20 protein-coding genes are annotated in these 17,964 nt (G+C 71.4%); 7 read left to right on the forward strand and 13 right to left on the reverse strand.

Going from position 1 to position 17,964, the window contains the following annotated elements; genetic code table 11:
* Together NON00_RS14455 and NON00_RS14460 are read left to right on the forward strand one after the other, a co-directional pair.
* Positions 1–1,154: ATP-binding cassette domain-containing protein (locus NON00_RS14455; RefSeq protein WP_256022330.1), on the forward strand; the 1,154-nt coding region annotated here is incomplete at its 5' end.
* 149 nt (positions 1,155–1,303) lie between these two features.
* Positions 1,304–1,684 (forward strand): nuclear transport factor 2 family protein, encoded by a 381-nt coding sequence (locus NON00_RS14460; RefSeq protein ID WP_256022331.1) that lies wholly within the window; start codon positions 1,304–1,306, stop codon positions 1,682–1,684.
* 1 nt (position 1,685) lies between these two features.
* Here NON00_RS14460 and NON00_RS14465 read toward each other — a convergent pair whose 3' ends face one another.
* From NON00_RS14465 to NON00_RS14500, 8 genes are all read right to left on the reverse strand, one after another.
* Positions 1,686–2,486, reverse strand: coding sequence for a tetratricopeptide repeat protein (locus tag NON00_RS14465; protein WP_256022332.1), 801 nt, complete (start codon positions 2,484–2,486; stop codon positions 1,686–1,688).
* 173 nt (positions 2,487–2,659) lie between these two features.
* Complete coding sequence (locus NON00_RS14470) at positions 2,660–3,601, reverse strand: hydroxymethylglutaryl-CoA lyase (protein ID WP_256022333.1); 942 nt, start codon at positions 3,599–3,601, stop codon at positions 2,660–2,662.
* Positions 3,598–4,797 carry a CaiB/BaiF CoA-transferase family protein gene (locus tag NON00_RS14475; RefSeq protein ID WP_256022334.1) on the reverse strand — a complete coding sequence of 400 codons (1,200 nt, stop codon included), beginning with the start codon at positions 4,795–4,797 and terminating at the stop codon, positions 3,598–3,600. The genes NON00_RS14470 and NON00_RS14475 overlap by 4 nt, the downstream gene beginning before the upstream one ends.
* A 114-nt stretch (positions 4,798–4,911) precedes the next feature.
* Entirely contained in the window at positions 4,912–5,073 is a 162-nt protein-coding gene (locus NON00_RS14480) for a hypothetical protein (RefSeq protein ID WP_256022335.1), read from the reverse strand.
* On the reverse strand, positions 5,070–5,900 hold the full coding sequence (locus NON00_RS14485) for an ABC transporter permease (protein ID WP_256022336.1): 831 nt from the start codon (positions 5,898–5,900) through the stop codon (positions 5,070–5,072). The genes NON00_RS14480 and NON00_RS14485 overlap by 4 nt, the downstream gene beginning before the upstream one ends.
* Complete coding sequence (locus NON00_RS14490) at positions 5,897–6,844, reverse strand: ABC transporter permease (protein ID WP_256022337.1); 948 nt, start codon at positions 6,842–6,844, stop codon at positions 5,897–5,899. The genes NON00_RS14485 and NON00_RS14490 overlap by 4 nt, the downstream gene beginning before the upstream one ends.
* Positions 6,829–8,526: a peptide ABC transporter substrate-binding protein gene (locus NON00_RS14495; protein WP_256022338.1), complete on the reverse strand. Its 1,698-nt coding sequence runs from the start codon at positions 8,524–8,526 to the stop codon at positions 6,829–6,831. Before NON00_RS14495 ends, NON00_RS14490 begins: the two co-directional genes overlap by 16 nt.
* A 304-nt stretch (positions 8,527–8,830) precedes the next feature.
* Positions 8,831–9,541, reverse strand: a complete 711-nt coding sequence (locus tag NON00_RS14500; RefSeq protein WP_256022339.1) for an orotate phosphoribosyltransferase — start codon at positions 9,539–9,541, stop codon at positions 8,831–8,833.
* Between the two features lie 51 nt (positions 9,542–9,592).
* Between NON00_RS14500 and NON00_RS14505 the strand changes: the two genes are divergently transcribed.
* Positions 9,593–10,543, forward strand: a complete 951-nt coding sequence (locus NON00_RS14505; RefSeq protein WP_256022340.1) for a mitochondrial fission ELM1 family protein — start codon at positions 9,593–9,595, stop codon at positions 10,541–10,543.
* A gap of 20 nt (positions 10,544–10,563) precedes the next feature.
* On the opposite strand, the gene NON00_RS14510 is transcribed toward NON00_RS14505, so the two are convergent.
* Positions 10,564–10,797 carry a hypothetical protein gene (locus NON00_RS14510; protein ID WP_256022342.1) on the reverse strand — a complete coding sequence of 78 codons (234 nt, stop codon included), beginning with the start codon at positions 10,795–10,797 and terminating at the stop codon, positions 10,564–10,566.
* Positions 10,798–10,827: 30 nt separating this feature from the next.
* Between NON00_RS14510 and NON00_RS14515 the strand changes: the two genes are divergently transcribed.
* Together NON00_RS14515 and NON00_RS14520 are read left to right on the forward strand one after the other, a co-directional pair.
* Positions 10,828–11,898 (forward strand): tartrate dehydrogenase, encoded by a 1,071-nt coding sequence (locus tag NON00_RS14515; protein ID WP_256022343.1) that lies wholly within the window; start codon positions 10,828–10,830, stop codon positions 11,896–11,898.
* 140 nt (positions 11,899–12,038) lie between these two features.
* The gene (locus NON00_RS14520; protein WP_256022344.1) at positions 12,039–12,278 is read left to right on the forward strand and encodes a hypothetical protein; all 240 of its coding nucleotides are present in this window, start codon (positions 12,039–12,041) and stop codon (positions 12,276–12,278) included.
* 74 nt (positions 12,279–12,352) lie between these two features.
* On the opposite strand, the gene ggt is transcribed toward NON00_RS14520, so the two are convergent.
* Together ggt and NON00_RS14530 are read right to left on the reverse strand one after the other, a co-directional pair.
* Positions 12,353–14,044 carry a gamma-glutamyltransferase gene (gene ggt / locus NON00_RS14525; RefSeq protein ID WP_256022346.1) on the reverse strand — a complete coding sequence of 564 codons (1,692 nt, stop codon included), beginning with the start codon at positions 14,042–14,044 and terminating at the stop codon, positions 12,353–12,355.
* The gene (locus tag NON00_RS14530) at positions 14,041–14,790 is read right to left on the reverse strand and encodes a gamma-glutamyl-gamma-aminobutyrate hydrolase family protein (RefSeq protein WP_256022348.1); all 750 of its coding nucleotides are present in this window, start codon (positions 14,788–14,790) and stop codon (positions 14,041–14,043) included. The genes ggt and NON00_RS14530 overlap by 4 nt, the downstream gene beginning before the upstream one ends.
* 127 nt (positions 14,791–14,917) lie before the next feature.
* Between NON00_RS14530 and NON00_RS14535 the strand changes: the two genes are divergently transcribed.
* Positions 14,918–15,415 carry an ankyrin repeat domain-containing protein gene (locus NON00_RS14535; protein WP_256022350.1) on the forward strand — a complete coding sequence of 166 codons (498 nt, stop codon included), beginning with the start codon at positions 14,918–14,920 and terminating at the stop codon, positions 15,413–15,415.
* Between the two features lie 146 nt (positions 15,416–15,561).
* Here NON00_RS14535 and NON00_RS14540 read toward each other — a convergent pair whose 3' ends face one another.
* Positions 15,562–16,272, reverse strand: a complete 711-nt coding sequence (locus NON00_RS14540; protein WP_256022351.1) for an amino acid racemase — start codon at positions 16,270–16,272, stop codon at positions 15,562–15,564.
* Positions 16,269–17,045: a sulfite exporter TauE/SafE family protein gene (locus NON00_RS14545; RefSeq protein WP_256022352.1), complete on the reverse strand. Its 777-nt coding sequence runs from the start codon at positions 17,043–17,045 to the stop codon at positions 16,269–16,271. The genes NON00_RS14540 and NON00_RS14545 overlap by 4 nt, the downstream gene beginning before the upstream one ends.
* A gap of 71 nt (positions 17,046–17,116) precedes the next feature.
* On the opposite strand from NON00_RS14545, the gene NON00_RS14550 reads away from it, so the two are divergent.
* Positions 17,117–17,947 (forward strand): sulfite exporter TauE/SafE family protein, encoded by an 831-nt coding sequence (locus NON00_RS14550; RefSeq protein WP_256022353.1) that lies wholly within the window; start codon positions 17,117–17,119, stop codon positions 17,945–17,947.
* Positions 17,948–17,964: the final 17 nt, after the last annotated feature.

Genomic DNA, 17,964 nt, shown 5'->3' on the forward strand with positions numbered 1-17,964 from the left:
ACCCGGCGCTGGGCGGGGAGGCGGCGCTGCGCCGGCTGGTGGCCGCGCTGCGCGCCGCCGCCGTGGCCGAGGCGCAGAGCCAGCTCCGCACCGCCGCCGTGGACCCGCTGCTGGGCATCGAGGACATGCTGGCCGCCAATGCCGAGCCGCGCGCCCTGGCCCGGCTGGAAGTCTCCGCCGCCGCCCTGGCCGAAACCCAGGAACAGCTCACCCGCCGCGCCGCCTGGGGCGGGGCCGCCGGGGCGCTGCTGGCCCAGGCGGCGCTGCTCGGCGCGCTGGGCTATGGGCTGGCCGGCGGGCCGGGCGCGGTGGGCGCCACCATCATTGGCCTGTTCCTCGCCCTGGCGGCGGGGGAGGTGCTGGCCGGGCTGCCGCGCGCCGGCACCGCCCTGGCCGCCGCCGGCGCCAGCGCCCGCCGCCTGTTCGAGGCCGCCGACACCCCGCCCCCCGTGGCCGAGCCCGCCAGCCCCGCCGCCCCGCCGCGCGGCCACACCCTGCGCGCCGAGGGCGTCCGCTTCGCCTGGGCGGAGGACCGCGAGCCGGTCTTCACCGATCTCAGCTTCGACCTGCCGGAGGGCGGGCGGCTGGCGCTGCTCGGCCCCTCGGGCGCCGGCAAATCCACCCTGGCCACGCTGCTGCTGAAGCTGGCGGCCCCGCAGGCCGGGCGCTTCACCCTGGGCGGGGTCGATCTGGCCGATCTTCCGGCCGATGCCGTGCGCGCCCGCATCGCCTGCCTGACGCAGGATGCGCGGCTGTTCGATGACAGCATCGCCGCCAATCTCCGCATGGCCGCGCCCCAGGCGGACGACGCCGCCCTGTGGCTGGCCCTGGAGCGCGCCGGCATCGCCGCCGAAATCCGCGCCCTGCCGCAGGGGCTGGACACCCCCTGCGGCGAGGGCGGCGCCCGCTTCTCCGGCGGGCAGGGACGGCGGCTGGCCCTGGCGCGCGCGCTGCTCTCCCCGGCCGATCTCATCATCCTCGACGAGCCCTCCGCCGGGCTGGACCCGCTGGCCGAGCGCGCCTTCCTCGAAACCCTGGAAAGCGCCACCGAGGGCCGCAGCGTCATCCTGATCGCCCACCGCCTGCTCGGCGTGGAGCGCCCCACCCGCATCCTCCGCCTCATCGGCGGCCGCGCCCTCCCCGCCATGGGTTAATTTTTTTCAGGCTGCCGCCGTCCTGTGGGGAGGCGGGGCGCGGGGCAGGGAAGCGAGTCGCTGGTGGAGGGGGTGTGATGGGGCCAGGGTCGGGACAGGGGTCGGGACAGGGGTCGGGACAGGGGTCGGGACAGGGGCCGGGTGATTGGGTGCGGGCCTTCTACGAGGCGCGGCGGGCGAATGACCCGGAGGCGCTGCGGCCCTGGCTGGCGCCGGATGTCCGCTGGTCCGAGCCGGTGGTGGGCGAGCATATGGGCCTGCTCATCGGCCCGGATGCGGTGATCGATATGCTGCGCCGGGCGCTCGCCACCACCGGGGGCAGCTTCTCCCTGCGCGTCGTCGAGACGATCGAGACCGGCCGCCACTGCGCCGCTATCATCGAATGGCAGGCGGAGAAGGAGGGCCGCCTGATCCGCGGCCGCGAAATGGCGGTCTATGGCTTCTCCGACGGGGGCTCCTCCGGCGTGCGCATCCGCGAGGCCAGCTTTTTCGCCGCCAATCTGGAGGATGACGCGGCCTTCTGGGCCTGACTCAGGCGGCGGGGCCGGCCTTGCGGATCAGCTCCGCCAGCAGGGTTTCGCCGAAGGCGCGCAACTGTGGCTCGGGGCGGGTGGCCAGGGCACGGGCCATCTTGCCCAGGAAGCCGGGCGAGCCGGCCCCCGCCGCCCGGCGGAACCAGGACAGGGCCTCCTCCGCCCGCCCGGCCTCGGCGGCCAGGCTGCCCATATTATACTGCGCGCGAAAATCCCCGAGTTCCGCCGCGCGGGCATAGAGCGCATGGGCCGCCGCCACGTCGCGCGGGGTTTCCCAGCCCTGTTCCATCCAGGTGCCGAGCACGGTCATGGATTTGGCGTGGCCGCCCTCGGCGGCGCGGCGGAACCAGCGCAGGGCTTCCGCCCGGTCCTCCGCCACGCCGGCGCCGCGCGCCAGCAGGGTGGCGAGGTTGTACTGCGCCCAGCCGAAGCCCTTTTCCGCCGCCTCCCGATACAGCGCGGCGGCGCGTGGCAGGTCCACCGGCGTGCCCCAGCCCATTTCATGGCAGCGGCCGACCATGGTGAGGCCCTTCAGATCCCCCGCCTGGGCGGCGACCTGAAACCAGCCCAGCGCCGCCGCGCGATCCTCCGCCACGCCGCGCCCTTCCAGCAGGATCTGCCCGTAGAGGATCTGCCCCTCGGTCATGCCGGCGCGGGCGGCGGCGGCGATCCAGCGCGCGGCCTCCTCCGGCGGGCCGGAAAAGGCCGCCTGGAGTTGCTCCGCGCTGGCCTCCCGCACCACGGACAAGGGCAGGGGCGGCGGAGCGGCAGGGCGGCGGGTGCGGCGGCGGAACAGCATGGCCTCTCTTTAGGGTTGTTGAGAGGCATTCGCAATTTCAGCAGGAAAAATGTTCTTTTTTGGAAAAAAAGAACCAAAAAACGTTTATCAGTTCAGCGTCCCGCTGTGCCGGGAGACGGCGGCAGCCTGAAAGAAAGTCTTTTTGCTTCTTTTTCTTCAGAAAAAGAAGAAATTCAAACCTTTGAATGAAGTGTTCCGCCCTGTTTCGCCCGCCCCGGCAGGGGATGCCCCACCACGTCTTCCGCGAGGCGCGCGGCCTCCAGCAGGGCGTCCAGGTCCAGCCCCGTCTCGATGCCGGATTCCGCGCAGAGCAGGGCGAGATCCTCGGTGCAGAGATTCCCGGCCGCGCCGCTGTGCTTCGCGAAGGGGCAGCCGCCCAGCCCGGCAATGGCGGCATCGAAGCGGGTGACGCCGAGGCGCATCCCCTCCCAGGCATTCACCATGGCCAGGCCGCGCGTGTCGTGCAGGTGCAGGGAGAGTTCGAGGTCGGGCCAGGTTTCGCGCACGGCGCCCACCACCTGGGCGATGCGGTGCGGCGTGGCCCAGGCCATGGTATCGGCCAGGGAGATGACCGGCCGCGCCAGCCCCGCCCCGCCGGCCAGGGCGAGGATGGCGGCGATGCGGTCCAGCACCGCGGCAACCGGCACCTCGCCCTGAAAATTGCAGCCGAAGGCGGCCATGATGGTGGCGCGGGCGAAGGGCACCTTGTGCTCGGCATAGAGCGCCATCAGCGCGGCGGCGGCGGCGAGGTCCTGTTCCCGGTCGCGGTTCTGGTTGCGTTTGCCAAACACCTCGGAAGCGGAGACGGACACGCTGCCATCGATGGTGAGGTTCGGCGCGACGAGGGCGCGCAGGAAGCCTTTCGCATTCAGCCAGAGCGCGCCGAAGGCCACGCCCTCCACCGCCTGTAGCCCCTGGCAGACGCGTTCCGCATCCGCCATGCCCGGCACCCGGCGCGGATCGACGAAGGACACCGTCTGGATGCGCCGCAGCCCCGTGCCGGCCAGGGCCTGGATCAGCGCGATCTTGCGCGCCGTCGGGATCTCCCCCGTCTCGAACTGGAAGCCCTCGCGCGGGCCTTCCTCGCGGATCTCGATGCGGGCGGGCAGGCTCATGCGGCGGGCTCCGGGTCGGGGAGGGCGAGGATACCCGCCGCCGCCAGTTCTGCCTGCTCCCCCGCGCCGATGCCGAGGGCGGCGAGGATTTCCGCCGCGCCCTCGCCCACCGCGGGCGGCTGGCGGCGCAGGGTGAGGGGGGCGTCCTCGAAACGCAGCGGCGTCATCGGCAGGGGCGCGGCGAGGCCGGGGCGCAGCCGCGTCTCGCCCAGGATGCCGCTGGCCAGGAGATGCGGGTCGGTGAACAGATCCTCCGGATGCGCCACGGGGGCGCAGGGGATGCGCGCGGCGCGGCCGAGTTCCAGCACCCCGGCCACCGTCATGCCGCTGAAGATGTCTGTCAGCCTGGGCATGATGCGGTCACGGGCGGCGACGCGGCCGGCATTGTCGGCCAGGGCCGGGTCCGCCGCCAGCTCCGCGAGGCCGAGCCGGGTGGCCAGGCGCTGCCAGTGCTGGTCGCTGGTGACACCGACGAAAACCTGCCCGTCGGCGGCGGTGAAGACGTCGTAGATGGCCCAGGTGATGCGGCGGGCCGTCATCGGCGGCACGCGCTCCCCGGCCATGGCGCCGGCGGCCATGTGCTGGCCCATCATGAAGGCCACGCTTTCGAACAGCGCGGATTGCACCTTCTGGCCCTGGCCTGTCTGCTCCCGCTGGCGCAGCGCGGCCAGGATGCCGACCACGCCGAACACACCGCCCATGATGTCCACCACCGAGGTGCCGGCGCGCATGGGGCGGCCGGGCAGGCCGGTCATATGGGCCAGCCCGCCCTGCATCTGCACCACCTCGTCCAGCGCGGGGAGGTCCTCATAGGGGCCGGGCAGGTAGCCCTTCAGCGCGCAATAGACGAGGCGGGGGTTGATGGCGCGCAGCGCCTCCCAGCCGAGGCCCAGGCGCTCCATGGTGCCGGGGGCGAAATTCTCCACCAGCACATCGGCGGTGGGGAGGAGGCGGCGCAGCACCGCCTGCCCGCGCGGGTCCTTCAGGTCCAGCGCGAGGCTGGCCTTGTTGCGGTTGTAGGTGGCGAAGAAGCCGGTGCCGAAGCCGCCGAGGCGGCGGGTGCGGTCGCCCTCCGGCGGCTCGATGCGGATGACCTCGGCGCCGAGATCGGCCAGCACCACGCCGCAGGACGGGCCCATGACGGTGTGGCCGAAATCCAGCACGCGCAGGCCGGTGAGCGGCAGGGGGGCAGACATTTTCTTTCCAGTAGAAATTATTTCTGTTGGAAAGAATGCAGGAGGGGGGAGAGAAAGGTCAAGGGGAAGGAAGGAAGAGGTTCTTTTTTGGAAAAAAGAACCAAAAAAACTTTTTCAGTCCGGGCGCCGGCGGCGCAGCCGCCGCCACAGCCCATAGGCCACCACCAGGACCAGGAGGATGATCAGCGAGCCCACCAGCCTGTTCAGCGAGTGGAAGAACGCCGCCATGTCGAGATAGGCACGCACCACGGAAAAAAGGCCGTCCAGCAGCTTCATCGGTCTCTCTCGCGCGCCACGCCATCGGCCACCAGGGCACAGCCGGCCACGGCGGCCAGGATCGCGAGGCCAGGCCAGACAGCGGCCAGCGGCGCGGCGAAGACCGCCTCCTGCGCATTGGCCAGCATATTGCCCCAGGAGGGTGCGGGGGGCTGGATGCCGAGGCCGAGGAAGCTCAGCACGCTCTCCGCCAGGATCGCCCCGGCGACCGAGAGCGCGCAGGCCACCGCCACCGGCGCCCGCAGCCCAGGCAGCACATGGCGCCAGAGCAGCCGCGCCTCGGAGACGCCCAGCGCCCGCGCGGCGCGGATATAGTCCTGCGCCAACAGGGAGAGTGCCGCCGCCCGCGCCAGCCGCGCCACCCCCACCCAGCCGAACAGCACCAGGATGGCGACGATGCGCAGGATATCCGTCAGCGCCTCGCCGCGCGGCAGGCCGAGCTTCGCCGGGTCCATCGCCGCCAGCAGCACCAGGATGGGCAGCGCCGGCAGCGCCAGCAGCCCATCGGCCAGCCGCATCAGCACCGCATCCACCCAGCCGCCGCGCCAGGCGGCCAGCAGCCCGATGCCCGTGCCCAGCAGCGAGGCCGCCAGCGCCGCCGCCAGCCCGACGCCGAGCGACACCCGCGCCCCATAGGCAAGGCGCAGCAGCAGGTCGCGCCCCAGCTCATCCGCGCCCAGCGGGAAATCGCCGCCGGGCGGGGCATAGCGGGCGAAGAGATCCGGCGTGAAGGCATCCCGCCCCAGCGCGGCGCCGAGCCAGGGCGCCGCCAGCGCCGCCAGCGCCAGCAGCCCGAGCAGCAGGAGGCCGAGGCGAAGCCGCGTCATCGCCCCTCGCCAATGCGCGGGTCGATCCAGGCCTGGGCGAGATCGGCGGCCAGCGTCGCCAGCATCGTCACCAGCGCCACCAGCAGCAGCGCCAGCAGGGCGAGATTGTAGTCATTGCCCATCACCGCGTCATAGAGCAGCTTGCCCATGCCGGGGCGGGCGAAGAGCGTCTCCGTCACCAGCGCGCCGGAGACCAGGGCGCCGGCATCGAGCGCCAGCAGGGTCAGCAGCGGCACGGCGGCATTGGGCAGGGCGTGGCGCCAGAGGATGCGCCCCTCGCCATTGCCGCGGGCGCGGGCGGCGGTGATGTGCGGCCGCGCCAGCTCCGCCCGCAGCGCGGTGGCGGCGTGGCGGGCATAGGCGGCCATGTGGCCGAAGGCGATGGTGGCCACCGGCAGCACCAGGAAGGGCAGGGCGGATTGCCCCGGCTCCGGCAGGCCGCCCGCCGGCAGCCAGCCCAGCGTGACGGCGAACAGAATGACCAGCAGGATGCCGAGCCAGAAGGAGGGCACCGCCTGCCCCAGCAGCGCCGCCGCCTGCACCAGCGGCGCTGCGCGCGGCCGGCGCGCCGCCAGCCCGCCCAGCGCCACGCCGAGCAGCGCCGCCAGCGCCACGGCGGCGCCGACCAGCGCCAGGGTGGCGCGCAGCGCCGGCCAGAGCACCGCCCCCACCGGCTGGGCGAAGAGGCGCGAATAGCCGAATTCCCCGCGCAGCACCCCCGCCCCCCAGGCCAGGTAGCGGGTGAGCAGGGGCTGATCCAGCCCGTGCAGGGCGCGCAGCCGGGCGGCATCCTCCGCCGTCAGCCGCGGGTCGGAGACGAGGGCGAGCGACACCGGGTCCCCCGGCATCAGCCCGATGGCGAACCACGCGGCCAGGGAGAGCAGCAGCAGCGTCAGCGCGATCTGCGGCAGGCGCAGCGCCGCCAGCCTCAGCGCGCCCGCCATTCCGCCACCCAGAGCGAGGAGTAATTGAGGTGCCCGGTGGGCCGCACCCCCTCCAGCCAGCGCGGCCAGATATGGGCGTCCGAGCGGTGCCAGAGCGGCAGCACCGGCAGGTCCTCCGCGATCTGGCGTTGCAGGGCGGACCAGAGCGGGCGGCGCTTCGCCGGGTCGAGCTCCAGCGGGATGGCCTCCAGCAGCCGGTCCACCTCCGGGTTGCTGTAGCCGGTGTAGTTCTGGCCGGAGAAATTGCGCGCCTCGCGCGGGATCTCGTCCGAATGGAAGGTGGAGCGCGGCACGCTCTCCGGGCTGCTGATCCAGGCGAAGAGCGCCAGCCCGCCGAAGCGCCTTTTGCTCAGCGTCTCGCTGAAGAAGACGCGCGGCGGCTCGTTGCGGATGCGCGCCTCGATGCCCACGGCCTTCCACATGCCGGCCAGGATCTGCTGCACCTGCTCCCGCGCGCGGTTGCCGGCGGTGCTCATGAACTCCAGGCTGAGCTTCTGGCCGCTGGCGTCGCGGCGGATGCCATCGGGCGCCATGCGCCAGCCGGCCTGCTCCAGCAGGGCGGCGGCGCGGGCGGGGTCGAAGGGGTATTGCGGGATGTCCGGGTCGAACATGGCATCGCGCGGGTGGATGCCGCTGGCGGCCACGGCCTGCTGCCCGTCATAGAGCCGCGCCACGATCTGCGCCCGGTCCGCCGCCAGCAGCAGGGCCTGGCGCAGGCGCCGGTCGGCCAGGATCGGGTTGTCCAGCCGCAGGTCGATATGCTCGTAGGTCAGGCCGGGGGTGAAGGCGAAGCGGAAGCGCTCGCCGCTGCGCTTCTGCAGCGCGGTCGCCTGTTCCAGCGGCAGGCCCAGCTCCCCCGCGATCATGTCCACCTGCCCGGCCAGCAGCTGCGCCTCCAGCGCCGCCGTGTTCTCCACGGCGCGGATGCCGATGCGGGCGAAGGCCGGGGCGGGGCCTGCCCAGTGCGGGTTGCGCTCCAGCGTCACGCCGCTGCCGGGCTGCACGGCGCTGATGCGGTAGGGGCCGTTCCACAGGGCGGGATTGGTGGTCTCGGTGTCATAGGCGGTGCGGCTGCGATAGGCGCGGCGGTCCGCCTCCCAGCGCGGGCGCTCGATGCGGGCGGGCAGGGGCTGGAAATCGCCGAGGGAAGCGAAATCATAGGTCACCTTGTCCAGCCGCAGCGTCACCGTGCGCGGGTCCACCACGATCAGCTCATAGGCGGAGCGGTAGAACTCGGCGGGACCGAAGCCGGTCTCGAAGGCGCGCCCGGCCTCCCAGGCGAAGCGCAGATCCTCGGCCGAGACGGGGGTGCCATCGGCCCAGCGCTCGCCCTCGCGCAGGCGGTAGGTCAGGCGCAGGCCCGCCTTGCCCTCCGGCGTCGTCTCCGGCACGGCATCGCCATTCTCCAGGCTGGGCAGCCGCTCACAGGCGAGGCAGGTGAGCTTCCAATCCGCGTCATAGGCCGTCATCGGCCGCCGCGCGAAGCCCAGGATATAGGACTTCGCCGCCATCGACTCGATATTGGGGTGGAAGGTGGAGGGGTATTGCGTGATGCCGATGGTCAGGCTCTCGCGCGTGCCCCCGGCCGGGCTATTCCCCGCACCATTCCCGGCACCATTCCCCTGGGCCAGAGCCAGCGCCGGGAGCAGCCCGAACAACCCCGCCAACACCACCCTTGCCATGCCGGTTCCATCTGCCGCTCATGGCCGGGACGGGAGCGCGGCACCGGCCACGGCCGTCCTGGCCCTGTCTCGCCGCACTTTCCCACCCTCCCCCTTTTTTTCCAGTTTTTTTCCAGCTGCCGGTCATGGCCGGTTTTTTGTCAGCTGCCGGTCATGGCCGGGACGGGATCGCGGCACGGGGCACGATCGCCTGGGCCCAGGGGTGCACCGAGGTGCGGAACCCGGCGAGGCGATGCAAACCGCCCCCCGGCTTCCGTGTTGCGTCCCGCTTCTCAACGGGACGGCGGCAGCCTGAAAGAAAGAATCAAGCGGTCTGGATTTCGTCGGGGGAGCCGATGCCGCCATGGGCCTTGGACCAGCCGGTGGGGTCTTCCAGGAACTTGCGGACTTCCTTCAGCGCGGCCTCGGAGAAATAGGGCTTCTCGCGGCAGACCTCGAGCACGTCCCACCAGGTGCAGAGGTGGAGGAGGTTGAGGTTGATGTCCTTCAGCCGCTCCTGCCCGCCGGGGAAGACGCCATAGAAGAAGACGACGAAGGTGTGGTCGCAGATGGCGCCGGCATCGCGCAGGGCCTGGGCGAAGCGGATCTTGGAGGCGCCGTCGGTCGTCAGGTCCTCGACCAGCAGGGTGCGCTTGCCCTCGGGGACATCGCCCTCGATCTGGGCGTTCTTGCCGAAGCCCTTGGGCTTCTTCCGCACATAGGACATCGGCGCCATCATCCGGTCGGCGATCCAGGCGGCATAGGGGATGCCGGCGGTCTCGCCGCCCGCCACGGCCTCGATCGTCTCATAGCCGATGTGGCGGCCGATCTTCTCCACCGCGAGGTCGATGATCTTGTTGCGCGCGCGGGGGAAGAAAATGATTTTGCGGCAGTCGATGTAAACCGGGCTCTTCCATCCGCTGGTGAAGGTATACGGCTCTTCCGGGCGGAAGTTGACGGCCTTGATCTCCAGCAGAATGCGCGCGGCGGTCAGGGCGGCGTCGCGGTCCCAATCAGAGGCGTGGGTCGAGGGCATGGCGGGGTCTCCTTTGGTGGCGGTTGGTAACGCCCTGTGCGGGGCGCGTCCATGACGGATGCGTCTCCCGGTGTCTGGGTGCTGGCCGATCCACGCGCCGGCACGGCGGCGCAGGCCCTCGGCATCGCCGAGCGGCTGGGCGTGCCCTTCCGCAGCCTGCCGCTGGAATGGGGCGCGCTGGCGCGGATTCCCTGGCCGGTGCCGACGCTGGCGGGGCTGGCGCCGGGGGCGCGGGCGGCGCTGCTCGGCCCCGCGCCGGGGCTGGTGATCTCGGCCGGGCGGCGCTCGGCGCCGGTGGCGCGCTGGCTCGGGCGGCGCGGCGCGCGGCTGGTGCATGCCATGCGCCCCGGCTTTGGCGCCGAGTCCTTCGACCTGCTGGTGATCGGCCGGCATGACGCGCCGAAGCCCGCCGCCAACCTCTTCCCCATCCTCGGCGCCTGCCACCGGATGGGGCCGGCGGTGCTCGCCACCGCGCGGGCGGAGTGGGCGGAGCTGGCGGCGCTGCCCGGGCCGCGCGTGGCGCTGCTGCTTGGCGGGGCGGTGCGCGGGCAGGGGATGGAGCCGGCACTGGCGGCCGCGCTCGGCCGGCAGGCGGCGGGCCTGGGCGGCAGCGTGCTCGCCACCACCTCCCGCCGCAGCGGTGCCGCCGCGCGCCAGGCCCTGGCCGCCGCGCTGGAGGGGGTTCCGCACCGGCTGCATGGCTGGGGCGGCGGCGGCGCCAACCCCTATGCCGGCTTCCTGGCCTGGGCGGATGCCATCATCGTCACTGGCGACTCGGTCTCGATGCTCAGCGAGGCCCTGGCCAGCCCGGCGCCGGTCTTCATCGCCGAGACCACCACCGCGCCGCGCCACCGCCGGCTGTGGGAAAGCCTCTATGCCGCCGGGCAGGCCCGGCCCCTGGCCCCGGGCGCGGCGCTGTTCCCGCGCGCGCCGCTGGATGAGGCGGCGCGGGTGGCAGCCGAGATCCAGGCGCGGGGATGGATGGAGGAAGTAGCGATATAGATTTACTTTTGTTTATTTTTTTATTTAAAATCATAGATATCTTCTTTTTCTGAAGAAAAAGAAGCAAAAAGACTTTCTTTCAGGCTGCCGCCGTCTCCCGTCCAAGCGGGACGCTGAACTGAAAAAAGTTTTTTGGTTCTTTTTTTCAAAAAAGAACCTCTTGCCTTGAAACCCTCGCGCCGAGGCATCGCGCAGCAGAAGCTGCTGCCGGAGCGGGGGAGGGGGGCCTTGCCCTGCCGGGGCGGTGCGGCCACGCTCCGCCGGCCCTGACTGGAGGAGGACCCATGTCCCGCAAATACCGCATTGCCGTCGTGCCGGGTGACGGCATCGGCAAGGAGACCGTGCCCGAGGGGCTGCGCGTGCTGGACGCGGCGGCGCGGCGCTTCGGCTTCGAACTGGAGCTGGCGCATTACGACTGGTCCTGTGAGACCTACCAGAAGACGGGGCGGATGATGCCGGAAGACGGCATCGACCAGCTGCGCGAGAGCGACAGCATTTTTCTCGGTGCCGTGGGCTGGCCGGGCGTGCCGGACCATATCTCGCTCTGGGGCCTGCTGATCCCGATCCGGCGGGAGTTCGACCAGTATATCAGCCTGCGCCCCTGCAAGCTGATGCCGGGCGCCAAGACGCCGCTGGCCAACCGCACCCCGGCCGAGATCGACTTCTACGTGGTGCGCGAGAACACCGAGGGTGAATATTCCTCCAGCGGCGGCAAGATGTTCGCCGGGACGGAGCGGGAATTCGTCACCCAGGATGCCGTCTTCACCCGCAAGGGCGTGGACCGGGTGATGAAATACGCCTTCGAACTGGCGATGACCCGCCCGCGCAAGAAGGTGACCAGCGCCACCAAGTCCAACGGCATCACCTTCACCATGCCCTACTGGGATGAGCGCTTCGCCGCCATGGCGAAGAACTACCCCGAGGTGACGACGGACCAGTTCCACATCGACATTCTCTGTGCCCAGTTCGTGCAGCATCCGGACTGGTTCGACGTGGTGGTGGGCTCCAACCTGTTCGGGGATATTCTTTCGGATCTCGGCCCGGCGGTGGCGGGCTCCATCGGCATCGCGCCCTCGGCCAATATCAACCCGGAGAAGGCGCATCCCTCGATGTTCGAGCCGGTGCATGGCTCGGCGCCGGATATCGCCGGCAAGCATATCTGCAACCCGATCGGCCAGATCTGGTCCGGGGCGATGATGCTGGAGCATCTGGGCGAGAAGCAGGCGGCGGACGCCATCACCCGCAGCATCGAGACGCTGCTGGCCGAGGGCGGCCCCCGCACGCGCGACATGGGCGGGCAGGCCAATACCGCCGATGTCGGCAAGGCCCTGGCCGAGGCGGTGGCGGCCGCCTGAGCGGCACGGGCGGGGAGGGGGCCTGATGGCCGCCTCCTCGCGCAGAGGAAACTTGAACAGCCATTCAGATGAGCTTATAAAAACCGCCGGGACGAGTTGCGAGTGATTCTCATTTGGCTCGCAACTGCAGGAGAGAGCGGATGGGCAACGACTTCAGCCACATCACCCGTCGGTGTGAGCGGGCGGTGGTGACCGCGTATCGCGAACTGCGCGAGACGGGGAATGACGATCTCTCGTCATTCCGCGCCTGCACGGCGCTGTACCGGATTCATCACCCCGAGGCCTCGGTGAACGAGGCGCGCCGGCTGGTGTCCGAGTGGATCGACCACCACATCGTGCGTGGCGAGTCCGGCCCGACGGATGGCTGCCTGTGCCCCTGAGGGCTTTCTGACAGAAAAAAGATGGGGGTCCGGGGGAATTCCTTCCCCCGGCCTTTTTTTATCCCTGTCTCTTTTTACGCCTTATTCCTGACTTCCGGGTTAAAGCGCACCCCCGGCCGGGCCAGGCCGCCGGAAATCCCCACCGGCGTGCCATCGGCGCGCCAGCAGGCGGCGCCCTCGATCATGCCGTTGTCATGGAAGCGCACCGCGCCCATGCCGCCGCCGATATGCTTCACCCGCTGCACCTTGTGCCCGAGGCCGGAGAGCGCCGCATCGAGCGCCGCGCCGATGGTCGGCTCCAGTTCCAGCGTATGCCCGTTGGTCCAGACGCGCGGCGCCTCCACCGCGTCCTGCAACTCCATGCCGTGGTCGATCAGGTTGATCACCGCCTGCATGGCCGAGCCGAAGATGCGCAGCCCGCCCGGCAGGCCGAGGGCGAAGCAGGGCTTGCCGTCCTTCGCCACGATGGTCGGCGCCATCGAGGTGAAGACCCGCTTGCCCGGCGCGACCGACAGCGCCTGGCCCGGATGCGGGTCGAAGTTGAACATGTAGTTGTTGGCGATCAGCCCGGTGCCGGGGATGGTGAAGCGCGCCCCGAACAGGCTGTTGATGGTCTGCGTCGTGGCGACGATGTTGCCCGCCGCATCCGCCACCGTGACATGGGTGGTGTTGGCGGATTCGGCCGGCGGGATGCCCGGCGCCCAGTCCTGCGCGCGGTCCTGGCGCAGCAGGGCGCGGCGCTCGGCGGCATACTCTTTGGAGGTCAGCCGCTCCACCGGCACCTTGACGAAGGCCGGGTCCGCCGTGGCCACGCCGCGGTCGGCGAAGGCCATCTTCAGCACCTCGGCCAGCAGGTGCACCGTGGCCGCGCTGCCGGAGCCGAGGGCGCCGATGTCGTAGCCCTCCAGCAGGTTCAGCATCTGGGTGATGTGCACGCCGGAGGAGGAGGGCGGCGGCGGCGCCATCACCGCATAGCCGCGGTAATGCCCGGTGACGGGCGCGCGCTCCACCACGCGGTAGGCGGCGAGGTCGGCGCGGGTGATCAGCCCGCCCGAGGCCGCCATGTGCCCGGCCAGGGCCTCTCCCAGCGGGCCGTCATAGAGGGCGGCGGGGCCGTGCTGGGCGATCAGGCGCAGCGAGGCCGCCAGCTCCGGCTGGCGCACCAGCGCGCCCACCTCGGGCGGGGCGCCGCCGGGCAGGAAGGTGGCGGCCAGCCCCGGGTCCAGCGCCAGTTCCGCCGCCGCATCGGCGATGGCGCCGACCAGATAGGCGGTGGCGCGGAAGCCCTCCGCCGCCGCGCGGATGGCGGGGCGCAGCACCTCCTCCAGCGGCAGGGTGCCGTGCTGCGCCAGGGCCTGGCACCAGCCGGCCAGCGCGCCCGGCACGCCCATGGCCAGCACGCCCAGCGCGTTCTTCCGCCCTTCCGTCTCCTGGTAGTCCGGCAGGGTGTCGGAAATCGGGGTGTACATGTCCGGCCGCGCCGCCGCCGGGGCGGTGGAGAGGCCATCCAGCACCAGATGCCGCCCATCGGCCAGCCGCAGATGCGCGACGCCACCGCCCAGCGGCCCCACCATCATCGGCTCCACCACCGAGAGGGTGAAGAGCGCGGCGATGGCCGCATCCACCGCATTGCCGCCGGCCAGCAGCATCTCCGCCCCCGCCGCCGAGGCCACGGGGTGGTTCGTCACCACCATGCCCCTGCTGGCCAGGGCCGGCTGCTTCTCGCGCGCGAAGGGGCTGCCGGCGTTCTTCTTCCAGCCGCTCATGCCGCGGCCTCCTGGCAGGCGGCGCCGAAGGCGCGGAAGATCGCGGTGCTCGGCGCGTCCTCGTGGTAGCGCCATTCCGGGTGCCACTGCACGGCGAGGTGGAAGCCCTTCGACTCCTTCGGGCGCAGCGCCTCCACCGTGCCGTCCGGCGCCACGGCCTCCACCGCCAGGGCCTCGGCCACGCGGTCCACGCCCTGCATGTGCACCGAATTCACCCGGAAGCGCGCCTGCCCGGTGATCTCGCGCAGCAGCCCCTCCGCCTGCACGTCATGGCGCATCTGGTAGCGCTCCGCGCTGGTGCCGCCATGGCCGCGATGGTCGTCGCGCCCGTCCAGCACATGCAGGCGGCTGTGCAGCGTGCCGCCGAAGGCCACGTTCATCTCCTGCAATCCACGGCAGATGGCCAGCACCGGCAGGCCGCGCGCCACGGCGGCGCGGATCAGCGGCAGGGTGAAGGCATCGCGGTCCGGGTCCTCCATCTCGCCCTCCGGCGCGGCGGGGCCGCCATAGAGGGCGGGCTGCACATTGCTCGGCGAGCCGGGGATCAGCAGCCCGTCCAGCCGCTCCAGCGCCTCGGCCACCTCCAGGGCAGGCAGGGGGGGCAGCAGCACCGGGCGGACGCCGGCGCCCTCGGCCAGGGCGATCATGTAGCGCGAGGGGGTGGCATGCTGCATATGCCCGCCCAGGTCACGGTGGCAGGCGGGAACACCCACCCAGGGGCGGCGCGAGGTCACGATGGCGGTCAAGGCAGTCCAGGCTCCGGCAGTCGGGAGGAAAGGCGCAGGCTCGCGCCGTGGCGCGGGCTTGTCCAGGGGTGGCGCCCCTTCGTTGCGCCCGCCCCGCCCCCATATCCGCCGCAGGAGAACCCAGCCGATGAGCGATGACACCCCCGAAGCCCTGAGCGACCTCGCCAGCCGCCTCTTCGACGCCGCCCGCGCCGGGAATGTGGCGCTGCTGGAGGAGGCCCTGGCCCACGGCCTGCCCGCCGACCTGCGCAACGACAAGGGGGACAGCCTGCTGATGCTCGCCGCCTATCATGGGCAGGATGCGGCGGTGCGCCTGCTGCTGCGCCACGGTGCCAACCCGGACCTGCCCAATGACCGCGGGCAGCTCCCCCTTGCCGGGGCGGTGTTCAAGGACGCCACGGCGGTGGTGGAGGCCCTGCTGGCCCATGGCGCGCGGGTGGACGCCGCCGGCCCCGATGGCCGCACGCCCCTGATGCTGGCCGCCCTGTTCAACCGGGATATCGTGCTGCGGAAGCTGCTCGACGCCGGGGCGGACCGCAACGCCACCGATGCCTCCGGCGCCACCGCCGCGCAGATGGCGCGCGCCATGGGGGCGCGGAATACGCTGGCGCTGCTGGAAGAATAAGGGTTTTAAAGTTATCGTTCTTTTTTAGAAAAAAAGAACCAAAAAACTTTTCTCAGTTGGCGTCCCGCTTCGGGTCTGAGGCGGGACGCTAAACTGAAAAAAGTCTTTTTGCTTCTTTTTCTTCAGAAAAAGAAGATATTTAAAACCTACTTCCCGGCCCAGCGCAGCGCCGCCAGCGCCAGCGCGTCGATGGTATCCACCAGCGGCAGGCCGATCTCCGCCGCCGGCCCGGCCTGGATGCCCAGCGGGATTTCCGTGCAGCCCAGCACCACCGCCGCCGCGCCGCGCGCCTTCAGCGCCCGGGCGGCCTCGGCCAGCGGGGCATAGGCCTCGGCCACGCGGTTGGCCTTCACCAGCGCGATGCCGGGGGAGACCAGGGTGGCCATCTCCGCCTCCGTCGGCACCAGGCAGTCATAGCCGCGCCCTTCGAGGCGCTGCTGGTAAAGCCGCATGGCCAGCGTCCCCGCCGTGGCCAGCAGGCCGATGCGCCCGCCCCGGATGCCCTGCCGCGCCAGATCCTCCGCCGCCGCGTCCACGATGTGCAGGATGGGCAGGGCGGTGGCGGCCTGCATGGCCTCGTACCAGCCATGCGCCGTGTTGCAGGGAATGGCGATGGCGCCGCAGCCCGCCGCCTCCAGCCCGCGCAGCCCGCGCAGCAGCCAGGGCAGCGGGTCCTCCCCCTGGCCCAGCCGGGCGGCGGTGCGGTCCGGGATGCGCGGGTCGGACCACAGCAGCGCGGGCAGGTGGTCCTGGTCGCGCATGGCGGGGGTCAGCAGCGTCAGCCGCAGCATGAATTGCGCGCTCGCCAGCGGCCCCATGCCGCCCAGCACGCCGAGGAAAGGGGCCGCGCCGCTCACAGGCCCAGCCCATCCGCCACCAGCTTGCCGCCGGTCAGCGCCAGAAGAGAGTAGATCAACCGATAAAACACCTTGTCGCTGATGCGCCCCTGCAGCCAGACGCCGAGCCGCACGCCCACCGGCGCCAGCGGCAGCAGCACCAGGCTGGTGAGCAGGTTGCCCAGGCTGAGTTGCCCGAGCGCCGCATAGGGCACCAGCTTGGCGTAGTTGACCACCCCGAAGAACACAACCGTGGTCGCCGCCAGCTGCGCCCGCTCCAGCCGCAGCGGGTAGAGATAGACCGCCAGCGGCGGCCCCCCGGCATGGGCGATGGTGCTGGTGAAGCCCGAGACGATGGACCAGAAGCCGCCGCGCACCGCGCTGGGCGCCGCCGGGGCGGGGGGCGTGCCACGCCGCGCCAGCCACAGCGCCCGCGCCAGGAAGGCAAGCGCGATCACCCCCACCATCAGCTTTGTCAGCCGGTCGCCCATGGCGCCGAAGGCCAGGCTGCCCAGCACGATCCCCACCAGCCCGCCGGGGAGGATGACGCGCATCTCCCGCGCGCTCCACCGCCCCCACCAGGCGCGCAGCCCGGCGAGGTCCATGGCGCAGAGCACCGGCAGCGAGATGGCCGCGGCCTGCGGCGCCGGCAGCAGCAGCGCCATCGCCGGCACCGAGAGATTGCCACCCCCCGAGGCGAAGCCGCCCTTGCTGATGCCGGTGATGAGCAGCGCCGGCACCGCCAGCGCATAGAACCAGGGATCGGTGATCAACAGGGAGTCGAGGGAGGGCACGGGCTGACGGACCAGAAGGGAAGTGATACGGCATCGTGCAACCAGAACCCCCGCCCGCCAAGGTGCCCCGCATGGAAACGCTCTCCGACCCCCTCTGGCTCGCCGCGCTGGCCGCCGTCATGGCCCTGACGGGGCTGCTCTCCGGCACGCTGGCGGGGCTGCTTGGGGTGGGCGGCGGCATCGTCATCGTGCCGGTGCTGTTCAACGTCTTCCCGCTGCTCGGCATCGAGGAGGTGGTGCGCATGAAGCTGGCCGTGGGCACCAGCCTCGCCACCATCATCCCCACCTCCATCGTCTCCGCCCGCAAGCATCACGCGAAGGGCGCCATCGACACCGCCCTGCTGCGCGCCATCTGGCCCTCGATGATCCTGGGCGTGGCGCTCGGCACCGTGCTCGCCATCTGGCTGAAGGGCGATGCCCTCTCTGCCGTCTTCGCCACCATCGCCCTGCTGGTGGCGCTGAACATGGGCTTCACCGGCGTGGACTTCAAACTGCGCGACACCACGCCGCGCGGGCCGGGCCTCTGGGGCATCGGCGGCTTCATCGGCACCGTCTCGGCCATGATGGGCATCGGCGGCGGCACGGTCGGCGTGCCCATCCTCTCCATGTTCGGCACGCCCATCCGCGCGGCGGTGGCCACGGCCTCCGTCTTCGGCCTCATCATCTCCATCCCCGCCACCATCGGCTTCGTCTCCGGCGGCTGGGGGGCGGCGCACCTGCCGCCGCTCTCGCTCGGCTATGTCAACCTCGTGGGCTTCGCGCTGATCGTGCCCAGCTCCATCATCGCCACGCCCTGGGGCGTCCACCTCGCCCACACCATCCCACCGCTGATGCTCAAGCGCGCCTTCGCCCTCTTCCTGGCGCTGACGGCGGCGCGGATGTTCCACGGGCTGCTCACCTGACGCAGGCCCGCGCGGCG

The sequence above is a fragment of the Roseomonas sp. GC11 genome, from assembly GCF_024437745.1.
Classification (GTDB): domain Bacteria; phylum Pseudomonadota; class Alphaproteobacteria; order Acetobacterales; family Acetobacteraceae; genus Pseudoroseomonas.

Bases quoted from the DNA above. Each gene is read 5' to 3' on its own strand.
- NON00_RS14465 (WP_256022332.1), bottom strand. From the start codon at position 2,486: ATGCTGTTCCGCCGCCGCACCCGCCGCCCTGCCGCTCCGCCGCCCCTG.
- NON00_RS14470 (WP_256022333.1), bottom strand. From the start codon at position 3,601: ATGAGCCTGCCCGCCCGCATCGAGATCCGCGAGGAAGGCCCGCGCGAG.
- NON00_RS14475 (WP_256022334.1), bottom strand. From the start codon at position 4,797: ATGTCTGCCCCCCTGCCGCTCACCGGCCTGCGCGTGCTGGATTTCGGC.
- NON00_RS14480 (WP_256022335.1), bottom strand. From the start codon at position 5,073: ATGAAGCTGCTGGACGGCCTTTTTTCCGTGGTGCGTGCCTATCTCGAC.
- NON00_RS14485 (WP_256022336.1), bottom strand. From the start codon at position 5,900: ATGACGCGGCTTCGCCTCGGCCTCCTGCTGCTCGGGCTGCTGGCGCTG.
- NON00_RS14490 (WP_256022337.1), bottom strand. From the start codon at position 6,844: ATGGCGGGCGCGCTGAGGCTGGCGGCGCTGCGCCTGCCGCAGATCGCG.
- NON00_RS14495 (WP_256022338.1), bottom strand. From the start codon at position 8,526: ATGGCAAGGGTGGTGTTGGCGGGGTTGTTCGGGCTGCTCCCGGCGCTG.
- NON00_RS14500 (WP_256022339.1), bottom strand. From the start codon at position 9,541: ATGCCCTCGACCCACGCCTCTGATTGGGACCGCGACGCCGCCCTGACC.
- NON00_RS14505 (WP_256022340.1), top strand. From the start codon at position 9,593: ATGACGGATGCGTCTCCCGGTGTCTGGGTGCTGGCCGATCCACGCGCC.
- NON00_RS14515 (WP_256022343.1), top strand. From the start codon at position 10,828: ATGTCCCGCAAATACCGCATTGCCGTCGTGCCGGGTGACGGCATCGGC.
- NON00_RS14520 (WP_256022344.1), top strand. From the start codon at position 12,039: ATGGGCAACGACTTCAGCCACATCACCCGTCGGTGTGAGCGGGCGGTG.
- ggt (WP_256022346.1), bottom strand. From the start codon at position 14,044: ATGAGCGGCTGGAAGAAGAACGCCGGCAGCCCCTTCGCGCGCGAGAAG.
- NON00_RS14535 (WP_256022350.1), top strand. From the start codon at position 14,918: ATGAGCGATGACACCCCCGAAGCCCTGAGCGACCTCGCCAGCCGCCTC.
- NON00_RS14550 (WP_256022353.1), top strand. From the start codon at position 17,117: ATGGAAACGCTCTCCGACCCCCTCTGGCTCGCCGCGCTGGCCGCCGTC.